23 protein-coding genes are annotated in these 23,863 nt (G+C 44.6%); 11 read left to right on the top strand and 12 right to left on the bottom strand.

The window, feature by feature from the left end:
- Positions 1-11: 11 nt before the first annotated feature.
- Together ACLSSO_RS06325 and ACLSSO_RS06320 are read right to left on the bottom strand one after the other, a co-directional pair.
- Positions 12-665 (bottom strand): cytochrome b/b6 domain-containing protein, encoded by a 654-nt coding sequence (locus ACLSSO_RS06325; protein WP_413944399.1) that lies wholly within the window; start codon positions 663-665, stop codon positions 12-14.
- A 60-nt stretch (positions 666-725) separates the two neighbouring features.
- Positions 726-1,088, bottom strand: coding sequence for an STAS domain-containing protein (locus ACLSSO_RS06320; RefSeq protein WP_413944398.1), 363 nt, complete (start codon positions 1,086-1,088; stop codon positions 726-728).
- A gap of 142 nt (positions 1,089-1,230) precedes the next feature.
- Between ACLSSO_RS06320 and ACLSSO_RS06315 the strand changes: the two genes are divergently transcribed.
- Together ACLSSO_RS06315 and ACLSSO_RS06310 are read left to right on the top strand one after the other, a co-directional pair.
- Positions 1,231-2,508, top strand: a complete 1,278-nt coding sequence (locus ACLSSO_RS06315) for an acetyl-CoA C-acetyltransferase (RefSeq protein WP_413944397.1) — start codon at positions 1,231-1,233, stop codon at positions 2,506-2,508.
- A gap of 69 nt (positions 2,509-2,577) precedes the next feature.
- Complete coding sequence (locus tag ACLSSO_RS06310) at positions 2,578-3,918, top strand: TolC family protein (RefSeq protein ID WP_413944396.1); 1,341 nt, start codon at positions 2,578-2,580, stop codon at positions 3,916-3,918.
- Positions 3,919-3,924: 6 nt separating this feature from the next.
- Here ACLSSO_RS06310 and ACLSSO_RS06305 read toward each other — a convergent pair whose 3' ends face one another.
- On the bottom strand, positions 3,925-4,788 hold the full coding sequence (locus tag ACLSSO_RS06305) for a hypothetical protein (protein WP_413944395.1): 864 nt from the start codon (positions 4,786-4,788) through the stop codon (positions 3,925-3,927).
- Between the two features lie 211 nt (positions 4,789-4,999).
- On the opposite strand from ACLSSO_RS06305, the gene ACLSSO_RS06300 reads away from it, so the two are divergent.
- A complete protein-coding gene (locus tag ACLSSO_RS06300; protein ID WP_413944394.1) occupies positions 5,000-5,554 on the top strand; it encodes a hypothetical protein in 555 nt (184 codons plus the stop codon).
- Here the strand turns inward: ACLSSO_RS06300 and ACLSSO_RS06295 are convergent, their stop codons facing one another.
- Both ACLSSO_RS06295 and ACLSSO_RS06290 read right to left on the bottom strand, forming a co-directional pair.
- A complete protein-coding gene (locus ACLSSO_RS06295) occupies positions 5,555-6,490 on the bottom strand; it encodes a hypothetical protein (RefSeq protein WP_413944393.1) in 936 nt (311 codons plus the stop codon). It abuts the gene before it with no gap.
- Positions 6,491-6,496: 6 nt separating this feature from the next.
- Complete coding sequence (locus tag ACLSSO_RS06290) at positions 6,497-6,946, bottom strand: ester cyclase (protein ID WP_413944392.1); 450 nt, start codon at positions 6,944-6,946, stop codon at positions 6,497-6,499.
- 228 nt (positions 6,947-7,174) lie between these two features.
- Here ACLSSO_RS06290 and ACLSSO_RS06285 point away from each other — a divergent pair, with 228 nt between their 5' ends.
- The 3 genes from ACLSSO_RS06285 to hflX are packed head-to-tail and all read left to right on the top strand — an operon-like array spanning position 7,175 to position 11,045.
- Entirely contained in the window at positions 7,175-8,767 is a 1,593-nt protein-coding gene (locus ACLSSO_RS06285) for an ABC-F family ATP-binding cassette domain-containing protein (RefSeq protein WP_413944391.1), read from the top strand.
- Positions 8,764-9,603: a S1 RNA-binding domain-containing protein gene (locus ACLSSO_RS06280; protein WP_413944390.1), complete on the top strand. Its 840-nt coding sequence runs from the start codon at positions 8,764-8,766 to the stop codon at positions 9,601-9,603. Before ACLSSO_RS06285 ends, ACLSSO_RS06280 begins: the two co-directional genes overlap by 4 nt.
- A gap of 8 nt (positions 9,604-9,611) precedes the next feature.
- Entirely contained in the window at positions 9,612-11,045 is a 1,434-nt protein-coding gene (gene hflX / locus ACLSSO_RS06275; protein ID WP_413944389.1) for a GTPase HflX, read from the top strand.
- Here the strand turns inward: hflX and ACLSSO_RS06270 are convergent.
- Both ACLSSO_RS06270 and ACLSSO_RS06265 read right to left on the bottom strand, forming a co-directional pair.
- Complete coding sequence (locus ACLSSO_RS06270; protein WP_340590939.1) at positions 11,042-11,380, bottom strand: hypothetical protein; 339 nt, start codon at positions 11,378-11,380, stop codon at positions 11,042-11,044. The genes hflX and ACLSSO_RS06270 overlap by 4 nt on opposite strands.
- Positions 11,381-11,509: 129 nt before the next feature.
- Positions 11,510-15,505 (bottom strand): DEAD/DEAH box helicase, encoded by a 3,996-nt coding sequence (locus ACLSSO_RS06265; protein ID WP_413944388.1) that lies wholly within the window; start codon positions 15,503-15,505, stop codon positions 11,510-11,512.
- Between the two features lie 198 nt (positions 15,506-15,703).
- Here ACLSSO_RS06265 and ACLSSO_RS06260 point away from each other — a divergent pair, with 198 nt between their 5' ends.
- Positions 15,704-16,213 (top strand): hypothetical protein, encoded by a 510-nt coding sequence (locus ACLSSO_RS06260; protein ID WP_295905000.1) that lies wholly within the window; start codon positions 15,704-15,706, stop codon positions 16,211-16,213.
- 54 nt (positions 16,214-16,267) lie between these two features.
- Here ACLSSO_RS06260 and ACLSSO_RS06255 read toward each other — a convergent pair whose 3' ends face one another.
- Positions 16,268-16,762 (bottom strand): hypothetical protein, encoded by a 495-nt coding sequence (locus ACLSSO_RS06255; protein WP_413944387.1) that lies wholly within the window; start codon positions 16,760-16,762, stop codon positions 16,268-16,270.
- 43 nt (positions 16,763-16,805) lie between these two features.
- Between ACLSSO_RS06255 and ACLSSO_RS06250 the strand changes: the two genes are divergently transcribed.
- From ACLSSO_RS06250 to ACLSSO_RS06240, 3 genes are all read left to right on the top strand, one after another.
- Positions 16,806-17,501, top strand: a complete 696-nt coding sequence (locus ACLSSO_RS06250) for a pseudouridine synthase (protein ID WP_413944386.1) — start codon at positions 16,806-16,808, stop codon at positions 17,499-17,501.
- 33 nt (positions 17,502-17,534) lie between these two features.
- Complete coding sequence (locus tag ACLSSO_RS06245; RefSeq protein ID WP_295902036.1) at positions 17,535-18,500, top strand: cysteine synthase A; 966 nt, start codon at positions 17,535-17,537, stop codon at positions 18,498-18,500.
- A 66-nt stretch (positions 18,501-18,566) separates the two neighbouring features.
- On the top strand, positions 18,567-19,880 hold the full coding sequence (locus ACLSSO_RS06240; protein ID WP_413944385.1) for an alkaline phosphatase D family protein: 1,314 nt from the start codon (positions 18,567-18,569) through the stop codon (positions 19,878-19,880).
- Here ACLSSO_RS06240 and ACLSSO_RS06235 read toward each other — a convergent pair.
- The gene (locus ACLSSO_RS06235; protein ID WP_413944384.1) at positions 19,877-20,797 is read right to left on the bottom strand and encodes a PA2778 family cysteine peptidase; all 921 of its coding nucleotides are present in this window, start codon (positions 20,795-20,797) and stop codon (positions 19,877-19,879) included. The two genes, ACLSSO_RS06240 and ACLSSO_RS06235, sit on opposite strands and share 4 nt — an antisense overlap.
- 8 nt (positions 20,798-20,805) lie before the next feature.
- Positions 20,806-21,162 (bottom strand): PA2779 family protein, encoded by a 357-nt coding sequence (locus ACLSSO_RS06230; protein WP_413944383.1) that lies wholly within the window; start codon positions 21,160-21,162, stop codon positions 20,806-20,808.
- Between the two features lie 154 nt (positions 21,163-21,316).
- Here ACLSSO_RS06230 and ACLSSO_RS06225 point away from each other — a divergent pair, with 154 nt between their 5' ends.
- The gene (locus tag ACLSSO_RS06225) at positions 21,317-22,171 is read left to right on the top strand and encodes a hypothetical protein (protein ID WP_295902029.1); all 855 of its coding nucleotides are present in this window, start codon (positions 21,317-21,319) and stop codon (positions 22,169-22,171) included.
- Here ACLSSO_RS06225 and ACLSSO_RS06220 read toward each other — a convergent pair.
- Positions 22,168-23,307, bottom strand: a complete 1,140-nt coding sequence (locus tag ACLSSO_RS06220; protein ID WP_413944382.1) for a 2-methylaconitate cis-trans isomerase PrpF family protein — start codon at positions 23,305-23,307, stop codon at positions 22,168-22,170. The genes ACLSSO_RS06225 and ACLSSO_RS06220 overlap by 4 nt on opposite strands.
- Positions 23,308-23,339: 32 nt before the next feature.
- Positions 23,340-23,798: a hypothetical protein gene (locus ACLSSO_RS06215; RefSeq protein ID WP_413944381.1), complete on the bottom strand. Its 459-nt coding sequence runs from the start codon at positions 23,796-23,798 to the stop codon at positions 23,340-23,342.
- Positions 23,799-23,863: the final 65 nt, after the last annotated feature.

The following is a 23,863-nucleotide window of genomic DNA, read 5'->3' as shown; positions in this document are numbered from 1 at the left end:
AAGGGAAGCTTCTAGCTTCCCTTTTCATTTTCTCCGCCATGAATCATATCAGAGACCAGTCCCCGGTCCCCACGGTTTTCCGCGACAACGACTCCAAGTAAATGTCCGACAACAAAAACAACAAAGAACCACATCATCAGTTCGTGGATTTCTTTGATAGGACCGATGGCTTCTTTGCTCAATCCCAACTCGGTTTTAAATTGCATCAACAGACCTGAAATCACCATGAAAAGTGTCGCCAAATAAAAAAGCGCGTAACCCGTTTTCACGAATGTATAGTGAAGCGCTTGTCCTCTCTTTTCTTGGGGAACGTTTTTTAGATGCCACGCACTTTGGGCGGCATGAGTCGCTGGACATTTTTTAATAACTAAAAGACCAACAAGAACCCGAATCACAAGAAGAGCGCCAAGAGTAAACCCCAGGTAGACATGCCAATCCCACATGGGATTACGAATGCTCACCGCAATGTCTTTGGCGACTTCGGAAGTGATCGCCGTTCCCGCCGCTTGCAATTTGGCTTCAATCAAAGCGGCGTTACTTCTCCAGCTCAGAAAGGTTTTTCGCAATAGGACCGTTGCCAAAAGACCTAAGATGGCCAAAGCATTCAGCCAATGCCATAAACGCAAACTCAGCGGTTGATACTTACGAAAACTGTATCGAGTCATTGTGTCTCCTCACAGATTCATGACTGTACAGCGAGTTCGTAAGAAAAAACATGATTCGTGTCATGCAGCACGACTAAAAGACAAAAGAGCTGTTTTTAAATCGTCAGCCACTTCCAATCCTCGCACCACCCCCATACGGACGAGTTTTTCTCGCAAATTTTCTTTCAAACACAGACGAAGATCCGCTGGCTTTGAGCGAATTTCGCGCTGAATTTGTGCAATTAAAGGAATGGCGTCCATACTAATAGCCTCGATGTCTTGAAAATACAGAACGACACGACTGACTTCGTGTTTTCCCAGCAATTCTTGACGGCAGGCTTCCAATGACGGCAGCACTTGGCTTGTGATCTCTCCTGTTAAAGAGACAACAAGCATGTTGTTCTTTTGATTAAAACTGTAGTGAAACGACTTCTGATCTTCCAACGTACAACTCCTAGAAATCGATTTTTAATTTTCTTTAGTTTAACAATGTCATCCCATTCATTAAAGATTTCTCATCCAAGCATCCCAAGCTGAAACAAAATCCCGATTCAATGTTAGACTTCCTCGCAGAAAAGAGGTTTTTATGCGCACTCGTCCTGTTTATATTTCCGGCGGAATTCGCACTCCCTTCGTCAAATCAATGACGACTTATATGGATGTCACTTCTTCTGAATTGATGATTTCGACTTTGAAAACGCTCGTCCAAAAATACAAATTAGAAGGTCAGATTTTAGGAGACGTTGGTTGTGGCGCCGTGATGCAAAGTGCTTCGGATTGGAACTTCACGCGTGAATGTGTTCTAAGCTCCGGCCTTCATGCTCACACACCAGGTTACAATGTTCAGCGTGCTTGCGGAACAAGTTTGGAAATCACTTCGCAACTGGCTCTTAAGGTGGCTGCCCACCAAATGGATGTCGCCATCGCTGGCGGCGTTGACACAAACAGTGATCTTCCGATTATGGTTTCAAAAAGTCTGTCGCACAAGTTGGTGGAACTTAATGCTGCGAAAGATAATTTGGAAAAAGCAAAAATTTTGGCGTCAATTCGACCCTCCGATTTAAAACCGCAACTCCCGGCTGTCGTTGAACCACGCACGAAAATGTCCATGGGAGAGCACACAGAAAAAATGGTGCAAGAATGGAAAATCTCGCGCGAGGCCCAAGATGAGTTGGCCTTGACCAGCCACAAGAATGCCACGCACGCATACGAAGATGGATTTTATAAAGATCTTGTTTTTAATTTTCACGGCCTTGATCGGGACGGCATCATTCGTCCCGACACATCGATGGAAAAATTGGCAAAGCTCAAACCTGCTTTTGAGAAGTCAGAAAAGGGAACTATCACAGCGGGGAACTCCAGTCCTCTCACCGACGGAGCTGCCGCGGTGATCGTGACAAGCGAAGAGGCTGCGGCAAAATACAATCTTCCCTTGTGGGCTCGCTTCATCGACTGTCACGTTTCCGCAGTGAACTTTGTTGCCGGTGAAGGTCTTTTGATGGCGCCCACCATTGCGGTGAGTGAACTTTTAAAGCGCAATAATTTAAGCTTCAACGATTTTGATTTTTTTGAAATTCACGAAGCGTTCGCGGGCCAAGTTCTTTGCACATTGAAGGCTTGGGAGTCCGACGAATACTGTAAAAAAGTTCTCGGTCGCGCGACCGCTCTGGGCCCTTTGGATCGCAGCAAAATGAACATCAAAGGAGGCAGCGTGGCACTCGGGCATCCCTTTGGCGCCACGGGAGCTCGCATTGTCGCGAGTTTAGGGAAAATGTTGCATGAAAAAGGCGGGCGCGGGCGCGGTTTGATCTCGATTTGCACGGCGGGCGGCATGGGAATCGCTGCTATTTTGGAGTCCGTATAAAGACCCGTTTGACAAGCGTCTCCCCTCCTATATAACTCTATGGGTCACATATTTGAGGGGAGAATCTTTATGCGATTTCTTACACTGATTTTTACTGCCTTCTTAATTACAGCAACAGCGTTTGCGGCTCCCAAGCAACAAGGACCGGTGGTCATCAATCCCAAGTCTTTGCGCACAATGCTTCTTTCTAGAAACATCGATATCGCCATCGCTCTCAATGAAGTTCAACAGGCTAAAGCCCAAGTCGCTCAAGCTCGCGGAAATCTTTTACCGTCCGTTAATTTAGGCGCGGTGATTTCAAGCGGACCCAGCTTTATGCTGACTTCGGTTTCTTTTCTTTTGCCATTCTTGATGCCAAGCAAGTGGATGGATTTAAAAGAGAGCACTTATCTTTTGAAAGCCCAGGGGACTTCTTACTACTTAGCTCAACTCAATCAGTTCGCATCTGCGTACTCTGTGTATTTGACAGTCGTGGGCGATATGCAATTGCGCGGAGCTTTGCAAAAACAATATGAGAACTTCAAAGCAATTGAAGAACAACTTCGCTTGCCTGCTGAGGTCGGTATTATTCGTAAGGAAGATTATCTTCAAGCTCAAGCGCAAGCCCAGTTAGCGTTAGTGCAAGTGTCGCAAGTCGATGAATTGATCAAACGTGAAAAAGCGTCTGTGCGCCAGATGCTAGGTCTTGAGTTGAATCAAGAAATCGTTTTCGAAGCAGTGCACGTTCCATCTTCTTCTGCCGAAAGCATGAGTCCGCAAGCTTTGCTTGATAAAGTTCACGAAAGCTCTCCTGAAGCTGCACAGATGAGTGCGCTTATTACGGCCGCTCAGTACAACAAGTGGAGTAAAGCGTTTAGTTTCCTTTCTGGAAGTTCTTTGGGTGTGAATCGTCCTTCCACTGGAGGCGCGTTCAGTTCTGTGACCCAAACAGGTTCTGTGAATTTGGGTTTTGGTTACTTTCCAGCTCTGGAAATTTCAAACTTGAATATCGAGCAATTGAAGCTTCGTAAAAAAGAACTTCGTTTGGACCAAGCTCAGTTGATCGAAACAACTTTAGGTGCTCTTGAAGAAGCGCAAAAACAATACACGGCGGCGTCTCAAGCAGAAGATAATATGCGCCAAGTTTACAACGCAGAATTGATGAGATACCAAGTCGGTATCACAGATATCTTGCACGTTCTTGAACTTGGAAATTCTTTAACGAGTGCGGTTGTGAACAAAGTGAAGGCTGAAACAGCCTTAGACACTCTTCGCATCAATCTTCACCGTATTATGATCTCTGATCAGTTTGCAGGTGTTGAGACTTGTGAAATTGAACGCCGCAGCTCCGGTGGCATCCGCGGAAAATTGGGGCGTATCTTTAATCCAGATAAAGATAAAGTCACTTTGGACCAAATCTGCGGTCAGTAATTATTTTTAAAAATTTACACTCGTATAAAGAGTGAAATCGTTTTTAGAGGCCTTAAAGAGTTCAATGTCTTCTTGGGCCTCGACGAAAAGATTGTCCAGATAAACCGTCACTGAGAAATTTTTTGATAGGGCTTTTGTCGCTCCTACTTCCAACAAATAAATCGTCTGCTCGTTTTTTAAGAAGTTCTGATCTTTTAAAAGCCAACGGTGTCCAACCATCACGTAAGCCGACCAGGAATCCGTAAAATTATAAGAAGCCAGTGCATGCTCTCGGAAACTGAGGCTGGTGGATCTTTCGCTGTCGTTGCGAGACTCTAAGAAAAGGCGCGGATTTAAATAATAATAAAAAGTCCACTTACCAACAGTCCATGGAACAACAGTGTCTAAACGGACAATCCCCGCACTTTGTAACTTTTGCGAAAGCTCGCTGACAGGAAGATAATAACGAACTTCCGTTGAAATCACATCGGAGCTAAAAACAGTCCCTGCTGATTTTTTGATCGCAATAAAAGGATCTGTGAATCTTGCTCCTGAAAACGTTTTTCCATTTTGAATTTCATCGTTCACACTGCGGGCTTTGTCTTTTTCTAGAGGCACCGAATTGATTTCAAATGTCGGAACGATTTTCAAAGTGGTTGCGGCATCGTAGGCGTACTTTACACTCGCTAAATGATACGAGGTCACTCTACTATTCCCGCCTTTGTCATCTTGCTCTTTTTGATTGATGTAAAACTCTGAATCCAAAGCAAAATGCCAGGGACTTTCGGAAACCTCCTGAATTGAAATCGTACTGGTCGCAACGTCATCCGTAGCTGCAAACACCACCGTTGATAGCATCAAAGATATTAAAAAAATTCTCCCGCACTTCATTCCCATTCTCCCCGTAAAGCCTTGATGGGCGCGGCACATACTACAAAAATCGCTTTAAGAATTTCAAATTTTAAGAGGAAAAGTACGCCATTAAGTGCGGCGAGGGTTGGCCCCGCACGTATCTAAAAGTTCGACATTTTCACTCTACTTTGCGCAGCCCTGCTTCTTCGTGCATACTTAAGATGAATAAATACTTGCGGGGGGACTTCTCATGAAATGGGCCTTGGGAATTATTGCACTCACAGCGATCGCGGGATGTACGACAGCACCAAAAAAAGAAACGACTTACACTCCACCTGCGCCCGTTGAGACGGCTCCCGAGCCCGCGTCTTCCGCGATTGACTACAATGCTCTTCAAAATCACCTGCACATGGATCGCGAGCGTGAGTCCTTAGGATATTCTGAAAAATCATTTAATACCTGCGACGCTGGATATGGATATTCGCGTTCGCAGAACTGTCATAAAGAGCATTTTGTCGTTATTCACTTTCGTTTGTTATGCAGAGATTCCGAAGGGACGATTTCCACCGTACTGACGGAAGACGACGTTCGCCCATTAGACCGCCGTACCGTGAGATGGTCTTTAAAAGGAACTCAAGGCACTGTGCAAACAGACAACGATGGTTACGGACAGATTGTGACGGCTGCGAATCTTTCGCAAAAAACGCAGCGCCTGCGTTTGGCTGTAGGAAATGAATTTCTTTACATGAGAGCCAACGAAATCCAGAAGGTCATCACGCCTCAACCTTGGTGCAATCAATACTAATTATTGGAGAAGTTTAAGCTGACGCTCTTTTTCTTGAAGGGACGCCTCTAAGGTCTGCACCTGTCGATTCTGCGTTTCAAAATCTTTCTGCATTTGGGTTAAACGAGAGCGACTTGTCATTTGGCTCGTTCTTGTTTGATACTGCATTCCTTGCAGTCGATTGATTTCTATTCTTAAAGAAGCGATCTCATCCTGCAAGTCACTGCGACTGTCGGCAAGATCACTGAGGGCCTGCTCTTTTTCACTTTGTAAAGCCCGCGTGTTTTCTAAAATTTGTGCTGATAAAGCCAAACGCTGATCGCGCATTCCTTGAAGCTGCCTAGTCTGTGTCTCCAAAAGAGTTTGTAAATCCTGGAGACGAGCTTCACGTTCATTCACGTAAAATAAATTGCCCTGCCAATAAGCGATCTGCTCTCTGGTTTGTCTGATAAGATTTTCTTGAGTGCGGATGTTTTCATCAATTTGATCACGAGCCACTTGCGCTGCACTGCTCTGTTCCCGCAAAGCTTCTGTCGCTCGGCGGTTGATGTCTTGCTCTGCATATTCGTAATTTTTAAGCTCTTCCAGAAAATTTTGAACTTGAGAAGTGCGTTCGGTGATTTGCGAAGAAATAGCGGCGGGCGTTTGCTGAGTGCTTTGCTGCTGTTGTTGACGAGCCGTTGCTTCGTCCAAAGCCATCTTTTGCGTGACAAGCTTTTGACGTTCCTGAGTGATTTGCTGCTGCAAAGATTGAATTTCTGCCTGCAACTGATTTTTAACGGCGTTATTCGGCGTTACCGTGGGCGGAGGGAGCGAAGCCACCCGTCTTTGCGGTCTTGTGGCTTCTTGAACTATCACATCTTGTGTCGTCTTAAGGCTTTTATTGACAAAGAATATCCAGACGGAGACTCCGACAATAAAAGCGATCACAATAAGGAATAAATTCTTTCGCGTCATGCACTCCTAAAACATGGTGTTTCCGTTCGCTGTTTTTTCTGGCACTTCCTGAATGACGTCCCAGTGCTCAACGATCTTGCCATTTTCAACTCTGAAAATATCCACAATCGCGCGACCCCGGTCCGTATCGTTTTGTTTTGAAAGCAGATGAAGAGCTACAAGGTCGCCATCGCCAATCACGCGTTTGATTTCAACGTGGGATTTCGGGTTTTCTTTAAAATGCTTTTCAAAGTAGGAATAAAAAGCTTCCGCGCCGTTCGGAACGTAGGGATTGTGTTGAATGTATTTAGAACCAATATACTTTTTTGCCGCTTCGGTAGGCTTGTGTTGGTTAAAAGCCATTTCATAAAAATCGCGAACAAGCTTCTTATTGGCTTCAACATTCGAAGCCGCTCCCACTGCAAATGCTGACATTGAAAACAAACTGCATAAGGCTATTAAAATCATTTTTTTCATGAAAACTCCTCTGGGTTATAGGATCGACTAGTCTTTCCTGGAGCACAAGTTGCGGTGCCAAAACGCAAACTTGTTGAGAGAAGGCTCGTTTTAGAGGCGAATTCATGAAAAAAGTGCCCAAGGACAGCGCTTATAGAGGTCTCTATTTCGAAGGTCTTAAGAAAGCTGCCAAATAATTGATATTTTTCCGGATTCAGAGTATCTAAGGACCTCCATAATTGAGGTCCCATGATCAGCACTTCCAACGTCAGCTTAAGATTCGGTGGCAAAAAACTTTTTGATGAAGTGAATGTTAAATTCACTCCCGGCAACTGCTATGGCCTTATTGGTGCCAACGGTGCCGGTAAGACCACGTTCCTAAAAATTCTTTCTAAAGAAATCGAACCTAATACAGGCGAAGTGGTGATCCCACCGAACTTGCGTTTGTCGGTTTTAAAACAAGATCACTATGCTTATGACAACGTCCCTGTTTTAAAAACGGTGCTGATGGGAAATGATCGCCTGTTTAAGGTGATGGAAGAAAAAGACAAGCTTTATGCAAAGCCTGATTTTTCTGAAGACGACGGCGTGAGAGCTTCTGAACTTGAAACAGAGTTTGCGGAACTCAACGGTTGGGAAGCCGAGTCTGAAGCTGGTGTGATGCTGGCGGGCCTTGGTATTTCTGATGCACTTCACGCAAAACTGATGAAAGATCTTGATCCCGGTGACAAAGTTAAAGTTTTGCTCGCGCAAGCTTTGTTCGGTCAGCCTGATATTCTGTTACTGGATGAGCCGACGAATCACTTGGATATCTATGCGATTCAATGGCTTGAAGAATTTTTGTTCAACTTTGAAAACACTGTCATTGTGGTTTCGCATGACCGTCACTTCTTAAACAAAGTCTGTACACATATGGCGGATATTGATTATAGCAAAGTGACAATCTATTCCGGTAACTACGAATTCTGGCGTCAAGCTACGGAACTCAGCCAACGTCTGCGCGCAGATCAAGCGAAGAAAAATGCCGACAAAGCCGAAGAGCTTAAAAGCTTTATTCAGCGTTTCAGTGCGAACGCTTCCAAATCTCGTCAGGCCTCTTCCCGTCAAAAACAACTTGAGAAATTGGATCTGGGTGATTTGCCCGTGTCGACTCGCCGTCAACCGTTTGTCGGCTTTGATCCAAAACGTGAAGCTGGTAATGATCTTTTGACGGTGAATGGACTGACGAAATCTGTGAACGGCGAGTTGCTTTTGAATAACGTCAGCTTCACGATTAAAAAAGGCGACAAAGTAGTTCTTCTTGGAAAAAATGACGTCGCAAAAACTTTGCTTCTCGATATTTTAGCCGGAGAGGTTGAACCGGATTCCGGTTCTTTCAATTGGGGTATCACAACGACTCGCAGTTACTTCCCCACTGACAACTCCAAGTACTTTGACACTGACGCCAATTCTTTGGTGGAGTGGCTTCGCGAATATTCCGACGACAAAGATGAATCTTTCTTGCGCGGATTCTTGGGGAAAATGCTTTTCAGCGGTGACGACGCCCTAAAAAAACCTCGCGTGCTTTCCGGAGGCGAAAAAGTTCGCTGTATGCTTTCTAAGATGATGCTTTCAGGTGCCAACGTTCTTTTGATGGATGGTCCGACAGCTCACTTGGATTTGGAATCAATCTCTGCCGTGAATGAAGGTGTGAAGCGCTTTAAGGGAACTGTGATCTTCACGTGTCACGATCATGAGTTTGTACAGACAGTGGCAAATCGTATCATTGAACTTGATGGCGGCGTGGTTGAAGACCTTGTTACTACTTACGATGAATATATCGAGTCAAAGAAGCCCCAATGATTCAAATCGGACGATTTAATAAGCTCAAAGTTCTTAAACACGTCGACTTCGGTGTCTTTTTAGATGGCGAAGACGACGGTGAAATCCTTTTGCCTTTACGCTATATGCCTGAAGAATGCGAAGTGGGCGACACGGTAGACGTGTTTGTGATGTTCGACTCTGACGACCGCTTGATGGCAACGACAGAAACGCCGAAGGCCATGGTTGGTGATTTTGCTTTGTTAAAGGTCGTTGCCGTTGAATCTGTTGGCGCCTTCTTGGATTGGGGTCTTTCTAAAGATCTTTTTCTTCCTTACGCAGAACAAATTCATACGCCTAAAGTCGGACAAGACATCATCGTTTATATTTATACAGATAAGAGCGACCGTATTTCGGCTTCGATGCGCTTAGATCGCCATGTTGATAAATCCCCTGTTGATCTGAAAGAAGGTCAAGAGGTGGAGCTTTTAATCGCGGGTAAAACAGACCTGGGCTACAAAGCCATTGTGAATAATAAAATCTGGGGCGTTCTTTACGCGAATGAAGTCTTTAAACCTCTCAGATATGGACAGCGTACTCAGGGCTATATCAAAAAAATCCGTACCGATGGTAAAATTGATTTGAGTCTGCAAAAAACAGATAAAGTGGGTCATGAAGCGGCCGAGGATATCGGTCCTTTGATCTTGGATCTTTTGCAGAAAAAAGGCGGCTATCTTGCGATCAACGACAAGACTCCGCCGGAGACGATTTACAATCTGTTCGGTGTCAGTAAAAAGAAATACAAGATTGCTTTAGGCGGTCTTTATAAAAAACGCCTGATCACAGTGGATGACGACGGGATTCGCTTAGCGAAATAAGGATCTTCATGGAAAACGTACATAGCGACAAACCTCTTAATGCGTTTCTTGTCGGCATTCAGTTGCCCCGCGTTTCTGATGAAGAAATGAAGGCGTCTTTAGCCGAGCTTTCTCGTCTGGTAACGACTTTAGGCTACAACGTCATCGGTCAAACTTCGCAGCGCCGTCAATCAGACCGCCGAGCCACAGTGTTTGGTGATGGAAAACTAAAAGACATCGCGACATGGACCGGCGGTACGGGTGTCGTCGGACCTACATTTGTTAAGAAAAAACACAAAGCGGCTTTAAAATTTAAAAGCAACGACGAAGACGCCGATGATGATTTTGATTTCGAAGATCTCGATGCCGATCTCGATTATTCGACTGAAGCGGAAGATCCCAGTGAAATTGAAAACCCAACATCACATAAGGAACTGGCTCAAGTTCTGGTTGTAGACTGCGAACTTTCGCCGTCGCAAATTAGAAACTTAGAGAGTGCTACCGGTGCGCAAGTTTTAGATCGCACCGGTGTGATTATTGAGATCTTCAGTCGTCACGCAAGAACGCGTGCCGCTCGTTTGCAGGTTGAAATCGCAAAACTTACTTATGTGGCTCCCCGTTTGCGTGAAGTCGGTGGCGGAGAAGATCGTCAAGGTGGCGGTATCGGTGGAAAAGGTGCCGGTGAATCCAGCATCGAACTAGATCGCCGTAAAATTCGCGACCGCATCAAAGAACTAAAAAAAGAATTTGCTTCGATTGCACAAGAGCATGACGTCCGTCGCGCGCGCCGTGGACAAGAGATCACTGTGGCTCTTGTGGGTTATACGAATGCTGGGAAATCGTCTTTAATGCGTGCTCTCACCGGCAGTGATGTCTTAGTGGCCGATAAACTTTTTGCGACCTTAGACACCACTGTTCGTATTCTTTACCCTGAAACAAAGCCAAAGATTTTGATTTCTGATACGGTCGGATTTATCAAAAAACTTCCCCATGATCTTGTGGCGTCTTTCAAATCCACATTGGATGAAGCGCTTAATGCTTCTTTGCTTTTGTATGTCGTTGACTGTGCTGATTCTACGTTCCGCTCGCAACTGCAAGTCACGAAATCCGTATTGAGTGAAGTCGGTGCAGGAGAGATCGAAAATATTTTAGTCTTAAACAAGGTCGATAAACTTTCGCCGGAAGAGCTTGACGGTTTAAAAGCGGAATATCCAGATGCGATTTTTATGTCTTCTTTGAATCCCGAAGACGTTGCGTCTTTGCGTGAGTTCTTGGTCAAGCACTTTGAAACAGCGATGGTCGATCAGGATTTATTTATTCCTTACGATGTTCAAGGGGCTATTGGCGAGATTCGCGGAAAGCTGCGCGTACTTTCTGAGTCTTACGATGAGCGCGGAGTCACTTTAAAAGTGCGCGCTCATGCCGATGACGTGAAAAGAATTAGAACCCGCTTTGGGATCTAATCCATATCATCGCCCGAACCAGTACATTTAAAATTCGTGTGCATTTTATAGGAACCATCAAGGCGATTTTTCGTTGTGATGGTTCTGTCTTGATAGTTCAGCGTTACAAGCAATTGTGAATTTGAATAAGTAGCGATGTCTCCCTGCTCGCCTTGATACGACAAGAACTTAGCGTCGCCTTGAACACCACGAAGGATCGCTACTTCAGGTTCAATCACAATCACATCTTCCCTTTGATCACTGTCTTGATTGATTCCCGAGCAAGATAAAACGCCGTCAGCGAAAGCTGAAGACACAGACATAGATACGAGCAGAATGGCAAAAAGGGCTTTCATAGGGAACCTCCGAAATAAATCCGTTCCTTTTCCTGCAAAGACCTAACCTGCCAAGAACGAATTTAACGGAGTTTTATCAGCGAAAACCCATTTAAGACTGTAAATAGTGACGTTTTTGGCAATTCACACTTATTTTAGACCGATAAGAAGGTCGAAATCTTCTTTCGTGAGTGCTCCACTACCAGGGCCAATATCGATATCATTTTCTGTCGTCGTAAAGAGCGATTGAAACTTCTTATCTTTACGATTTTTTAAAAGTTCGATTTTTTCCTCTAAGGACTCATGCATGATGTATCTGAAAACCTGCACGGCTTTACTTTGACCCAGACGATGCGCACGGTCTGTTGCTTGATTTTCCACTGACGGATTCCACCATGGTTCTAAATGGAAAACGTAACTGGCTTTCGTAAGGTTCAAGCCCACACCGCCCGTTTTTAGGGTCATGATTAAGACGGCTCCGCCGGGAACTTTGTTAAAATCAGAAAGAATTTTCTGTCTTTGTTTTGTCGGAATTCCTCCATGCAAAACGAAAACAGGAATACCCGCCTTATGCATAAGATCGGCCGTGTGCTCTAAAGTCTGCAAGAACTGCGTAAAGACCAAAGCACTTTCGCCGGACTCCACGATCTCTTGAATAGAATCCATCAAGGCTTCAAGCTTTGGCGGAATACGATCATAGCGAACGTTTGGAAGAGCCGCCGGGTCAGAACATGCTTGGCGAAGACGCAAAAGAGCCGTGAGCATTTGCAATTGCACGCTGGCTTCTGCTTGTGTCAAAAGACTGTCTTGCACTTTTTGATTATAAGAAAGAGCGATGTCGCGATAGATTTCCATCTGTCTTTCTTCAAAGGCAATGCTGACTTTCGTTTCCTGTTTTTCAGGAAGCTGATCGAGGATCTCTTTTTTCGTGCGACGAAGCATCAACGGCTTGATTTTGAGCTTCAAGTCCTCGATTTCTTCACGAGTCACCATTTCCGTATTTACAAATTGACGACGGAAATCTTCGATCTTTCCAAGACTGCCCGGCACCAAAAGATCTACGAGAGAATAAAACTCTCCATAGTGATTTTCCATCGGTGTTCCCGTAAGACAGATCTTAAAGCGCGCCGTCAATGCACGAGCGGAACTGGTGCGTTTTGTGGTGATGTTTTTTAAGTTCTGCGCTTCATCGAAGATCAGAACTTTCCATTTATACTGGTTCAGAAAACTTTCGTTTTCCATCAAAAGACCATAGGTCGTTAGGACCACGATATCTTGCTTGGATTCGAGCTTCTTCCCCACCTTCATCATGTCTTTTGTGGTAAAGACCGTGAGAGGAATATCCGGAGTGAATTTTTCAACTTCACTTTGCCAGTTAAAGATCAATGACGATGGAACGACAACAAGAACTTGTCCCATGTCGCCTTTTTGACGAAGATCTTCAAGGAACGTCAAAGTTTGCAGGGTTTTACCTAAACCCATGTCATCTGCGAGCAATGCACCCAGTTTTAAATTGTAAAGATCCTGCAGCCACTGCACGCCTGAAACTTGATACGGTTTTAAATCCGCCTTCACCGTTTTTGGAATTTCCACAGCGCGATCCGCGGAACCCATTTGGTCGTAGAAAGCACAAAGCTTTTTCCACTCTTCATCACCGCGAATGCCGACGCCTGAAGCACGCAAGGCCAAAAGCTCCAAAACCTGATGGCGCGGTAAATGATAGACCTTTTCACCACCTTGTTTCTTACTCGTTTCGGTTTTTCCGCGTTGCAGTTTTTGCCAGAAATGTTCCAGGCGTCTTAACGACGGCATTTGTTTACGAGGAACTAAGAAAAGTTTCCCATCGTATTCAATCACCCCGCCGCTACCAAAACCTGACATGGATTGCGGATCAATTTCTTGGCCACGCAAGAAAAATTTTGGATTGAGTTCAAACCAATTAAAGTCGCGATGTTCTTCATCCGTCTGCAAAATAAAGTCGACTTTAAATTCATCCTCGGTCAGTTCTTGCAAAGGCTGACCGTTATAATAAAGCGCGAAACCGTAAGGAATCAATCCTTGCAGAGTCTCCAAGGTTTCGTGAATTTGTGATCCTTCTTTTTTTACTCTGGGCAGATGAAATTTGCCGTCGAGCAAGTAAGGATCTTTTTCTACGTCGCCGGTCCAAATTTTTGATAAAAGCGGCGTGCGAGATTTTTTAAAAGCATCGCCTCCTGTTGAAAGGGCCATGCGTTTAAGAATTTCATAAAGAAGATGAAATTCTTTTTCAACGACACCTTCAAGAATCACTTCACCTTGTTCTGAGTAAAAAGATTCACTGGCCTTCAGAGCCTTTAAAGTTTTTGCCACGAAATCATCAAAATGATTAAGAACCGTCTGTGAGCACAGTTCCGTCAAAGTTTGTTCACGGGCCAAGATAACGCCCGAACCGCTGATCAGAAGTGCTTGAATATTGCTGTGCAAAGATAAGAAGATTTTATCCTCATCTGGAACCGTGCCATCAGTGAGCATGCCTTCAAAGTGATAGGACAACAATTCCATAAAGAGGTATTGCAGAACCCCAAGATGTTTTAAAAGTTTTAAATCCCAATCGCGTTTGCGTCGTGCGCGACTTGCGACATCTTTGACATCCGCATTCATAAGGAACGGCAAACCTTCAGACAAGGTCTTAAGATAAAGAACCGTTCGTGGCGTCCAACCTTTACGCAAAAGATTTTTTTGTCCCAGGACGCGAGCATCGTGTTGCACGAAGAAATCGCCGGACTCATCTAAATGAATCTGCAACTGACTTTGTGACGGACTTAAGGTTCTGGATTCACCGGCAAGACGAACTGGCATAGTGCGAGTGCGCAGATATTTTAAAACGGTCTTCGCCTCAAGTTCCCCTTCCAGGTGAATTGTGGGTCGGCCCTCGACAGAGACGTAAAAATCATTTTCGTCCGCAGAAATGCCGCTGAGAACTTCACGGATTTGATTCCATTCATGCAACCATGGATGAACCAAAAGCATTCCCTCTGTGGGCTCTACAGCAAAGGATTCAAAATAAACGAAAGGCTTTTTATGGGCACTCATCAGTTTAAACTCAGCTTCTAGCTGGGCTTTTTCTATAAACTCGACACGCCAGTTTAATTCCACTCCCGGATCGAATTCGATGTAATGCAGAGGAAGTCCCAAGCGCGGGTGATTTTTGGATTGCAAGAAAAGTTTGAGCTGACCTTGATTAACTTTTGTTGCGACATTTCCCAACAAAACTTGAATGATCTCTTCAAGCTCACGCAGGTTTTGGCTTAAGAACAGATGCTCCTTTTGCTGCGTTAAAGGCCAGCGCGAAAAAGCCGAATTTTGAGTTCGTGTCTGAGGCAAAAGTTCTTTTGTCACCGCTCTTTGCAAAGGATGGCGCAAAATATCTTTCGCTGAAACCTGTGTCCCATCCGTAAAGTTATAGCGGAGCATTCCCGCCAAGCGGTTTTGCTCGTTCACTTCATTGAGATAAAATCCGGAGTATGCCGTTACTTTTTTGCGAAAAATCTCTGGCATATTCCACAAGAGAGGCGACGGGACCTCAAGGTCTCGGGTCATTTCTTGGTGTTTGAATTTGCCAAGATCCGACGTCAGCAAACTTCCGATAGATTCGGAGTTGAGCAAAGGATGATCTTCAAGAAAAAGACTGACAGATTCAAGTTTGATGTTTTGAGAGAAACCAAAGCGTGCTTGCGAGGCTCTGGCGACACTTGTTTGCAGAGGTTCTTCCAAATCCTGCGCCAGTTTCAAAAGCTTGCGATTGATGATGCCTTCTTGTTCTGACGTCAAAGCCTGCCACAAATAAACAAACGCTGCCCATTGGTGTCCACAGGTCTTTGGTGTTTCCATGGAAGTTTTGCAATGATCGCAATGAAACTCTAAATCGCCCCCCGGATTGACTTCGTTTACTTTAACGACGTAACCCTTTTTCGTGTTTTTTGCGGCAAAGAAGAGCTGTAACTGTAAGGATCCTTGCGGAGTCGTTTGGACTTCGTGTCCTTCAAAAACACTGTCTTCAATGAAGCTAAGGCCCTCCTCATAGGTCGCCAACTCCCCCAAAGGAACTTTCTCGTTGGGAGCGCGGAGTTGCGAAATATTCTGTAGTGTCAGAGGGCTTAAAAACACAGGACCAATCCTTACCTGCCCCGAAAAAAGGGCATCACTTAGGATGGCTCAGATAGGCCAAAATGTCACGTACGAACTGTCAAAACTTTGGACAAGTCTGAAAGTTTAGCCTTAGCAAAAAACTAACAGGGGAAAAATTTTCGAGAATTCATTATTTTAGGAGCGCTAATAAATTAAAACCTAATGGAAGGAATTTTTATGTCTAAGATGCTCGGTATTGCATTGGCTTCTCTCCTGTTTGTTTCTCACAACGCAAAAGCACAGGAAGTATTAACTTTGAATGGAACGGGTCTTAACGGCAAAGCGTGCGCTGTGAAAGTCGTTAAAGACGGCGACACACTAAAAAGTGTTGAGCTTCAAGGTGCTAGTAAGATTTTTGAAATTCTCTCTGAAAATGGTGGCAGTTATGGTCCAGACACTCGTATTTCAGATAGAGGCGGCGACGAAATCCTTCAGGTTCTTCAAGAAAATCCAGATCTTTATGCAAAAATGGATAAATCAGAAGCCCTTTTCTCAGATTCTGTGACTTACACATTTGATACAGCAAAGCTTCCTAAAGCGAGCGATGAGCTTAAAGGCATTAAAATGGTTATTAAAATCAAACTTTCTTTCGATAATGGTCAGCTTTCTGAAGTGAAAGTGGGCTCTAAAGCGAAAGCTCTTTGGGTTGCGACTTTGGCGTCATCTCTTTTCGAGTGCACGAAATAAGAACGACCTTAAAATAAAAACTAAAAAGGCCTCTTTTGAAGAGGCCTTTTTTATTTAGCGACGTCGCCCTGTTACTTGAACCGGTACGGCCGTTCCACTCCACGACTGAGTTTGATAAGAACCTTCGCGGATTTTCTTCGAAGTTAAATCCACATCCACCAAACAATTAAAACCGGCATTGGCAGCCAGGAAGGCCAAACGCAAAAGCGTTTCTTCGCGATCGGCGCAGTTTAATACCTGAACAGGTTGCGCCTTTCGACTCATCAAGCGTGTTTCTTTACTTTGATCTTTCAGATACACAGCTAGATTTTTAGCGCGCTCCATCGTTTCGTTATAAGCTTCAAGTGCTGAGGAAACTTTGGCGTCAAAACATTGAGGGCAATAAACGTTATGAGAAAGCTCTTCAGAGACTTTCTCTAAAAACGAGAAACTGTCTTCCCCTAGAAATTGGGCGCACTTCTTACAAACAGAATCTTTACAGATCCCGCACTGCAAAGTCGCCGACGGTTTTAAACATGAACAACATGAATTTTCCATAGAGGCAACCATACCAGATTGACTCTAAAAAAGCCCCTATTTAATATCCCGGGCGATGAGAATTCTTTATCAGGACGACTACTTCTTTGCGATTGATAAGCCTGCCGGGTACTTTGTACACCCGCCGGAGCTTTCTCCTTATCCTGTCCCGAAAGAAAAAATCTGTCTTTATCATCTGCGCGATCTTATGAAGCGAGATGTGTTTCCCGTTCACCGTCTGGATGCTCCCACCAGCGGAGTTCTTTTGTGGGCGACATCTCGGGAGGCCACGCGCGAATTAAGTCGCCTTTTTATGGAAAGACAGCTTCAAAAAACTTATCACGCGGTTGTGCGGGGGCATGTAGAAGAAGAAGGCTCTATTCATATTCCTTTGGAAGTTTTAGGTGAAGAAGGACTTCTTGAATCACAAACACTTTACAAAAGACTTTCTGCCATTGAGCTTCCTTTTCCTGTCGGAAAAAAGTATCCAACGGCACGCTACTCTTTGGTGGATGTCAAACCTGTGACAGGTCGATGGCATCAAATCCGTCGTCACTTTGATCGGATCGCTCATCCTCTTTTAGGTGACATAGAACATGGAGATTCTCACCACAACCGATTTTTCCGCGATCATTTGGAAATCAAAGGTCTTTGCCTCAAGGCGCTCAGTGTTGAGTTCAAACATCCTTGGAGCGGAGAAGATTTAAAAATTTCAGCACCACCTTGCCAAAATTGGGAAAAGATCTATTCACTTTTTGGTCAGAACCAGTAAGCTTAGATAATAGCGCAACCAAGGTGGTTTACCGTGCTTTATCCAACGCCGCTTATTAAAATCAATTCTTTGTCTGAAATGACCGGCTGTCAAATTTACGGAAAAGCTGAATTTCTGAATGTTGGCGGTAGTGTTAAAGACCGTGCCGCTCACGGCATTATTGAACAAGCTGAAAAAGATGGATTGTTAAAAGCCGGAGGAACCATTGTTGAAGGCACGGCTGGCAATACAGGAATCGGACTTGCAACGCTGGCGGCACAAAAAGGATACAAATGTTTGATTGTGATGCCTAACAATCAAGCCGCAGAAAAATATCAAACCTTGAATGCCCTGGGTGTGGAACTTGTCACCGTTCCTCCTTGTCCTTTCGCAGACCAAAATCATTTTTATCATACGGCAAGAAGACTTGCCGAAGAGCGCGGCGCTTTTTGGGCGAACCAATTTGAAAACGTGGCTAATTATAAGAGCCACTACAAAACAACCGGCCCTGAAATTTGGGAGCAAACAAATGGCAAAGTCGATGCCTTTGTTTGCTCATCAGGAACTGGCGGAACTATTGCCGGCGTTTCTCGTTATCTAAAAGAAAAAGATACGAAAGTGCATATTCGCTTAGCTGATCCTTTGGGATCGGGGCTTTATTCTTATTTAAAAACAGGTGAAATAAAATCAACGGGCTCTTCGATCACTGAAGGCATCGGAATCATGCGTTTAACCGCGAACTTTAAAGAAGCTGTGATCGATGATGCGGTTCAAGTCAACGACACAGAGATGATTTCAATGCTTTATCATCTGGCACAAAAAGATGGGTTGCTGGTGGGAACTTCCGCGGCATTGAACCTTTATGCGGCCTACAAGTACGCGCTTGAAAACCAAGCCAAGGGGCTTACCATTGTCACCGTTCTGGGGGATTCTGCACTTCGCTACACGTCTAAGATTTTTAATGACGCGTTCTTAGCTGAAAAGAATTTGGTGCCTCACAAACTGCAAACACTTTCATGACGAGAACCTAACTTAATTTTTTTTAAAATCCTTGCTGAACTTGATAAATCAAAAAGGATTTTGAAAATGAAAATACAACGCCGTCATTTCTTAAAATTAGGTTTGTTCCAAGCTGTCGCTTTAGGAACTGCACAAAAAACTTTCTCTGCACCTGTTCGCAGGGCTGCACAAAGAACCGAGCCCTCGATCCTCCAAGGAGCCACGGACGATACGAGAACACAGTTCTCGATTGTGTATGACCGGACAGATCTGGAAATATATGTCGTGAATTCTCAGGGACAAAGGTGGCTTCCTGATGAAGTCCGCCCGATTTCCTTCCCAAACCATCCTAAAAAAATTCTTAAAGTCTTCTTTTCAAATTTGGTTCCGACTGAAATCTATCATTTAAATATTATAGATGCTCAGACAGGAAAAACCATTGATGAGAGGGAATTTCAAACTCTCGATTTGAACAAACCCTCCGTGCGTTTCGCCATCTGCTCTTGCATGAATGAAAAGGAACATTCGTCGGATATCTGGCAGAACATGGTTAACAACAAACCTGACGTGTTGTTTTTTATCGGCGACAGTGTCTATGCCGATAGCGGCTCGACCGGCGCGCCAGATCCCGCTTACTTATGGCAGCGCTTTTGTGAAGCCCGATCGACTTTGGAAATCTATTTTAGTAAAAGACTGATTCCTATCTTTGCCACTTGGGACGATCATGATTTCGGATTTAATGATGCTAATTCGTTGAGTTACTCCTTTGTTAAAGAGTCTCAGCAAAACTTCTTAAGCTTTTTTGCGCAAGATGAAAGCCACTGCCGCCTTTTAGAAAAAGGTCCCGGTGTAAGCAGTGCGCTTAAATTTAGAAATCATTTGTTCTTATTGTTGGACGACCGTAGCTTCCGTCTGCCTCGGGGGTCTAAAGAAAGATACGCGCATTGGGGGCAAGAGCAAGAAACCTGGATGCTCAATCATGTTCGTCAAAACCCGGGACCTTCTTGGCTAATGAATGGCAGTCAGTTTTTTCCGGCGGTCCCATGGAAAGAATCCGTTTCAGGCGATCATCCTGTTCAGTTCTCCGCATTTTTGCAGGAACTGAAATCTATTCCTAATAAAGTAATCTTTGCTTCCGGCGACGTTCACTATAGTGAGATCTCTCGCATTGAACCTGAAGCTGTCGGTTATGAAACGTTTGAATTTACATCAAGTTCCATTCATAGCAGAAATTTTCCTGGTGTGCCCGATGTGATTCCTAACAATCGCCGTATTGCGGGAACAGGGCAAAGAAATTACATCATGGTGGATTCTGAAATTTCCAGCGGCGTCAGCGTATTTAAAGCAACGAGCTACGCCGGCAATAATTCCGTCAAATTTCAGAAGGACTTTAAGATTTAATTCGTCCAGGTTTTTAGATTTTCAGCGAAAATATTTTTCTCTGCCGGTGAAGCGTACTTTAAAGCTTCACTGGCGGATTTTTTTGCCTGTTCGGATTTTCCATTCGCGGCAAATGCAATGGTTAAATTATGCCAAGCGATGGCTGAGTTGGGATGACTCTTTGTCGCTTGCGTGAGATATTCCTCTGCCTGCCGTGTTCTATTTTCTGAATACTTGATATTTCCTAGGCCAATCAAGGCACCTAAGCTATGGGGCCATTTTTTTAGAATCCGCAGATAAGCTTTTTCGGCTTCTTCTTTTTTGCCAAGCTCCTCAAGGGCGGCCGCGGCCTTCACATGATCTATTTCTTTTGCCGTGGCCGTAAGTTTATCTGGCGGCAGAACAACAAGTCCCCAATAATCCCCTAGCATCCACGATCTTTCAAATTTTCTTAGATCCCAAGATTTGTTTTTTTCAGGACCTGAGTGCATAAGCGCGACTTCTTGGCGCAAATCATATCCAAAAACCACGGCGTAATGCCACCGCGGAAGCCATGAAACAGAAAGGTTTTCAAAGATGATAACCGGATGTCCGCTTTCAATTTCTTTTAAAAGATCACGCAACCCTGCAATAGGAATTGCCATCATTCCTTGCCTGCGCGCCGCGGTTACCATGTCTGTTTGAAAGCTCCCTTTCATACCTGGTGTGTAGACTTGCGGTGCAATTTCTTCGAGAGAAATACCCTTCTGCCAGTAATTTAACACCATTGTTAAAGCCGCTGGCCCGCAATGGCCGGTGCTTTGCTCTATAAAGGGAACGTTGTGAATTCGATGTGTGGAAGGGCCATCATAAAAGCCCGTCAAAAGTGCTTCCGTCTGCTTTGGAACACTCGCGCAGGACAGAAGCATCAGATAAATACCACAAAGAAAAACTCGCACGGCCGTACCTAGATTCGTTTGATAAGAAAGATAATCAAAACAATCACTAAAATAGTGACAAGGATATCACCGCCGGCTTGTGCTTTATGGATTTGATCAGAGAGCTGTTTAAGCTCTGCTTCAGAGAGGCTCGCCAATCGAGAGGAAGCTTCTTCCGCCGAAAGCCCGCGATCCATTAACGCTTTCTGCACGTCCGTTCGCGATAAATAGTCTTGAACTGTTTGCAAATCTTGAGCACGCGTAGTTTGTTCAACAAAGTTCCGCGTTGAAATCATACCGGGTGCCGCCAACGCCACCTGCGGGACATGACTCACAAACGCCGACATCGAAACCGCACCTGCTATTTTAAAAGGTTTTGAAAACATAAGCCTGCTCCCTTCTAAAAACTCAGTCTTTAGAGTAAGGAGCATTCCTTTAGTGTGCAAAATCCAATGCACTTTTGTGCTTATTCGCATGTCTAAAACTTTGACAAAAACCATGAGATTTTTATTTCCGTCTAGGACATGCTAGACTTTTCTCATGATCAAAGAGCTATGGCATTCATTCCCACGTGTGTTGGAACAAAAGATCAATGGCCTTTTGGATGTGGCAGAGCCAAATCAGGCGAAGGCCTTTCAACTTTATAAAGCTTGTCAACGCGATGGCTTGTGGCATGAGTCTTTTGAAAAGTTCTCTGATCGTATTGCTTCTTATTTTTCGACTCCGAAGTTAGAGCGTCGTAAAAGTGACCTTGATCAAATTCTGGATCGCCCCATTGATAGTGTCCTTTATGCCGACTTTCATTTGAATTTTCATAATGCTCTTGTAGACAACAGATCCGTTTTAAATATCGTAAGCTGGGCGCATAATCTGATGCGTGTAAGTATTAAAACAAACAGTGTTGTGATCTCGTTGGATGTTCTTACAAGAACACTTCACTACATCACCAATCCCCCGCTTTTTGAAAAAGCACAGGATATTACGTTTGAAGATTTCTGCGACGCCTGGAAGAAAATCGTTTTTCGTCTTTTTGGTAAAGTTCATGATGCGGAATTTACAAGAATCATGAATGAGCTGCAGTGGCTCAACACTCAGCTCCAAGAGTCGGAAAAAAGTCCCGTTGATAATTCGTTTTTTCCAACGATTTATCTCACTCAAACGGAAATTGATTGGGTCAATGACGTCCAGCTAGCTGTTTCAGCTCACTTGCCAGCACCAAAGTTTCCACTATCAAAGGGTCCGCAGAAGCAGCGTTTGATAGATCTTGAAAGAGCGTTGCGTCTTTATAAAATCGTACAGACCAGCAAACTTCCCGACTTTGTTCAACATCGCGAAAATATTCGCGCAACAATCCTAGATCGCTGCGAAAAACTTCTGCAAGAACGGGCTCGTTAAACCCACACTCGCCCCTCAAAAAGAGGACGAGCCGTGCGGAAAAAACCGCCACTTTTTGCGTGCCAGTGATTCTCATAAAAATCGACTTCAGCTCCCACGGTCAGAATTCCGGAAGGCATTCCCAAGCGCAAAGCTTGCGACATGTCTTGAGCCTTTTTGGAAATTTCAAAAACCACACTGCCTTGAAGGCGGGCTGCGACTGCCGTACAAAGGGATACTGTTAATGGCAATGCCCTATGAGGCTGACCACTGGCGATCACCCGCACGCAAAGATCTTGCTCACTCTCGGCAACGACATTCCCGCTTAAACTTTTAAAATCCAAGGCCGGATGAACCAAAGCAATGTAAGGTACCGTGACAGTTTTACGGGCCTCTTCCAACGAAGACGCAATTCCCATGGCGACGGAGGCTGTTCTGCGGATAAGATCTAATTTTTCCAAAAGTTCCTTGGAAGATTCAAACTCTTGGGGAAGCTCGGTTCCTTTTAATCCCACATCTTGAGCTTTCACAAAAACACAAGCATTTGCCGCGTCGATCATCGAAACTCGCAAGTCTTTCCAGCCAGGAATTTTTAAAATGTCTTGCACATTTCCCGTTGGCAAAAGTTTTCCGGTGGTCGCTCCTCCGGGCTCGATGAAGTTTAATCGAATGGCCGCACCCGTTCCACTCACTCCGGGGATTTCAAGACCGCCCTCGTAAACAGCTTTGCCATTCTTGACTGGAAAAATAGCGTGGATAATTTTTTGCGTGTTGGTATTAAAAATCCGCACGGTGACTTCATCGCCTTCCGCACGCACCAAGCCCTGATCAACAGCAAACGGCCCCACGGCAGAACTCATATTACCGCAATTTCCATTGTAGTCGACACGTGCTTCATCAATAAGAACTTGTGCAAATGTATAATCAACATCTGCGTCGTCGCGCTGAGACGGTGAAACGACACAAACTTTTGAAAGCGAAGAAATGCCTCCGCCCATGCCATTTAATTGACGGCCATAAGAGTCAGGACTTCCCATCGCGTTTAAAAAAATACGATCCCAGTCTTCGCGTTTGGCTGGAAGATCTTTTACTAAAAACATGAGGGCCTTGCTTGTGCCCCCACGCATGAACGATGCGGGTACGGATGATAATGCCATACCCGCAACTTAACATGTTTTAAATCAACCGATCAACCGCACTCGTCACCCCAGGCCGCTTTCAATGTGCAACGTGGATTGATCGCAGTTCCGCCAGAGCCGTCTTTGTTAACCTGGCACTTGATGTTTGTTGCCTCTTCAATAACATGTCCCGCTGCTCCGTCAGGGTAAACTCCCATCTCTGACATTGCATCAAACAAAGTTTTTGCCGTGATCTTCCCTACGCCCGACGGTTTCGCACACATATATGCAGGCATTAAGTCAGGCAAAACGCCGCGATTCGTTTGACGGCAATTCAATTTTGATAGCGACCAAGTGACCGTCACACCGGAAGTAGATTTAGAGGCAATCAAAGAATTCTTTAAAATGTAAGTCAACGTGATCGCTTCATCCCCATTAAATGTTCGCTCACTCAAGTCACCGCAAGCGGCATGAGCCGTGGAAAATTGAAACATCGAAACCAGTGCTGTTAAAAGCAAATAAGTTTTCATTTGAAACGCTCCTTTTTATTTTCCGTTAAAATGAGCCTAAGGGCTTTCACCTGCAATATATTCGC

This window comes from Bdellovibrio sp. HCB-162, assembly GCF_047344985.1.
Taxonomy (GTDB): Bacteria; Bdellovibrionota; Bdellovibrionia; order Bdellovibrionales; family Bdellovibrionaceae; genus Bdellovibrio.
The sequence above is the reverse complement of the archived record's forward strand: the minus strand, read 5'-3'. Positions and strand labels throughout refer to the sequence as shown.

Coding starts and splice junctions, on each gene's coding strand:
- ACLSSO_RS06325 (WP_413944399.1), bottom strand. CDS start 665: ATGACTCGATACAGTTTTCGTAAGTATCAACCGCTGAGTTTGCGTTTA.
- ACLSSO_RS06315 (WP_413944397.1), top strand. CDS start 1,231: ATGCGCACTCGTCCTGTTTATATTTCCGGCGGAATTCGCACTCCCTTC.
- ACLSSO_RS06310 (WP_413944396.1), top strand. CDS start 2,578: ATGCGATTTCTTACACTGATTTTTACTGCCTTCTTAATTACAGCAACA.
- ACLSSO_RS06305 (WP_413944395.1), bottom strand. CDS start 4,788: ATGAAGTGCGGGAGAATTTTTTTAATATCTTTGATGCTATCAACGGTG.
- ACLSSO_RS06300 (WP_413944394.1), top strand. CDS start 5,000: ATGAAATGGGCCTTGGGAATTATTGCACTCACAGCGATCGCGGGATGT.
- ACLSSO_RS06295 (WP_413944393.1), bottom strand. CDS start 6,490: ATGACGCGAAAGAATTTATTCCTTATTGTGATCGCTTTTATTGTCGGA.
- ACLSSO_RS06290 (WP_413944392.1), bottom strand. CDS start 6,946: ATGAAAAAAATGATTTTAATAGCCTTATGCAGTTTGTTTTCAATGTCA.
- ACLSSO_RS06285 (WP_413944391.1), top strand. CDS start 7,175: ATGATCAGCACTTCCAACGTCAGCTTAAGATTCGGTGGCAAAAAACTT.
- ACLSSO_RS06280 (WP_413944390.1), top strand. CDS start 8,764: ATGATTCAAATCGGACGATTTAATAAGCTCAAAGTTCTTAAACACGTC.
- hflX (WP_413944389.1), top strand. CDS start 9,612: ATGGAAAACGTACATAGCGACAAACCTCTTAATGCGTTTCTTGTCGGC.
- ACLSSO_RS06270 (WP_340590939.1), bottom strand. CDS start 11,380: ATGAAAGCCCTTTTTGCCATTCTGCTCGTATCTATGTCTGTGTCTTCA.
- ACLSSO_RS06260 (WP_295905000.1), top strand. CDS start 15,704: ATGTCTAAGATGCTCGGTATTGCATTGGCTTCTCTCCTGTTTGTTTCT.
- ACLSSO_RS06255 (WP_413944387.1), bottom strand. CDS start 16,762: ATGGTTGCCTCTATGGAAAATTCATGTTGTTCATGTTTAAAACCGTCG.
- ACLSSO_RS06250 (WP_413944386.1), top strand. CDS start 16,806: ATGAGAATTCTTTATCAGGACGACTACTTCTTTGCGATTGATAAGCCT.
- ACLSSO_RS06240 (WP_413944385.1), top strand. CDS start 18,567: ATGAAAATACAACGCCGTCATTTCTTAAAATTAGGTTTGTTCCAAGCT.
- ACLSSO_RS06230 (WP_413944383.1), bottom strand. CDS start 21,162: ATGTTTTCAAAACCTTTTAAAATAGCAGGTGCGGTTTCGATGTCGGCG.
- ACLSSO_RS06225 (WP_295902029.1), top strand. CDS start 21,317: ATGATCAAAGAGCTATGGCATTCATTCCCACGTGTGTTGGAACAAAAG.
- ACLSSO_RS06220 (WP_413944382.1), bottom strand. CDS start 23,307: ATGGCATTATCATCCGTACCCGCATCGTTCATGCGTGGGGGCACAAGC.
- ACLSSO_RS06215 (WP_413944381.1), bottom strand. CDS start 23,798: ATGAAAACTTATTTGCTTTTAACAGCACTGGTTTCGATGTTTCAATTT.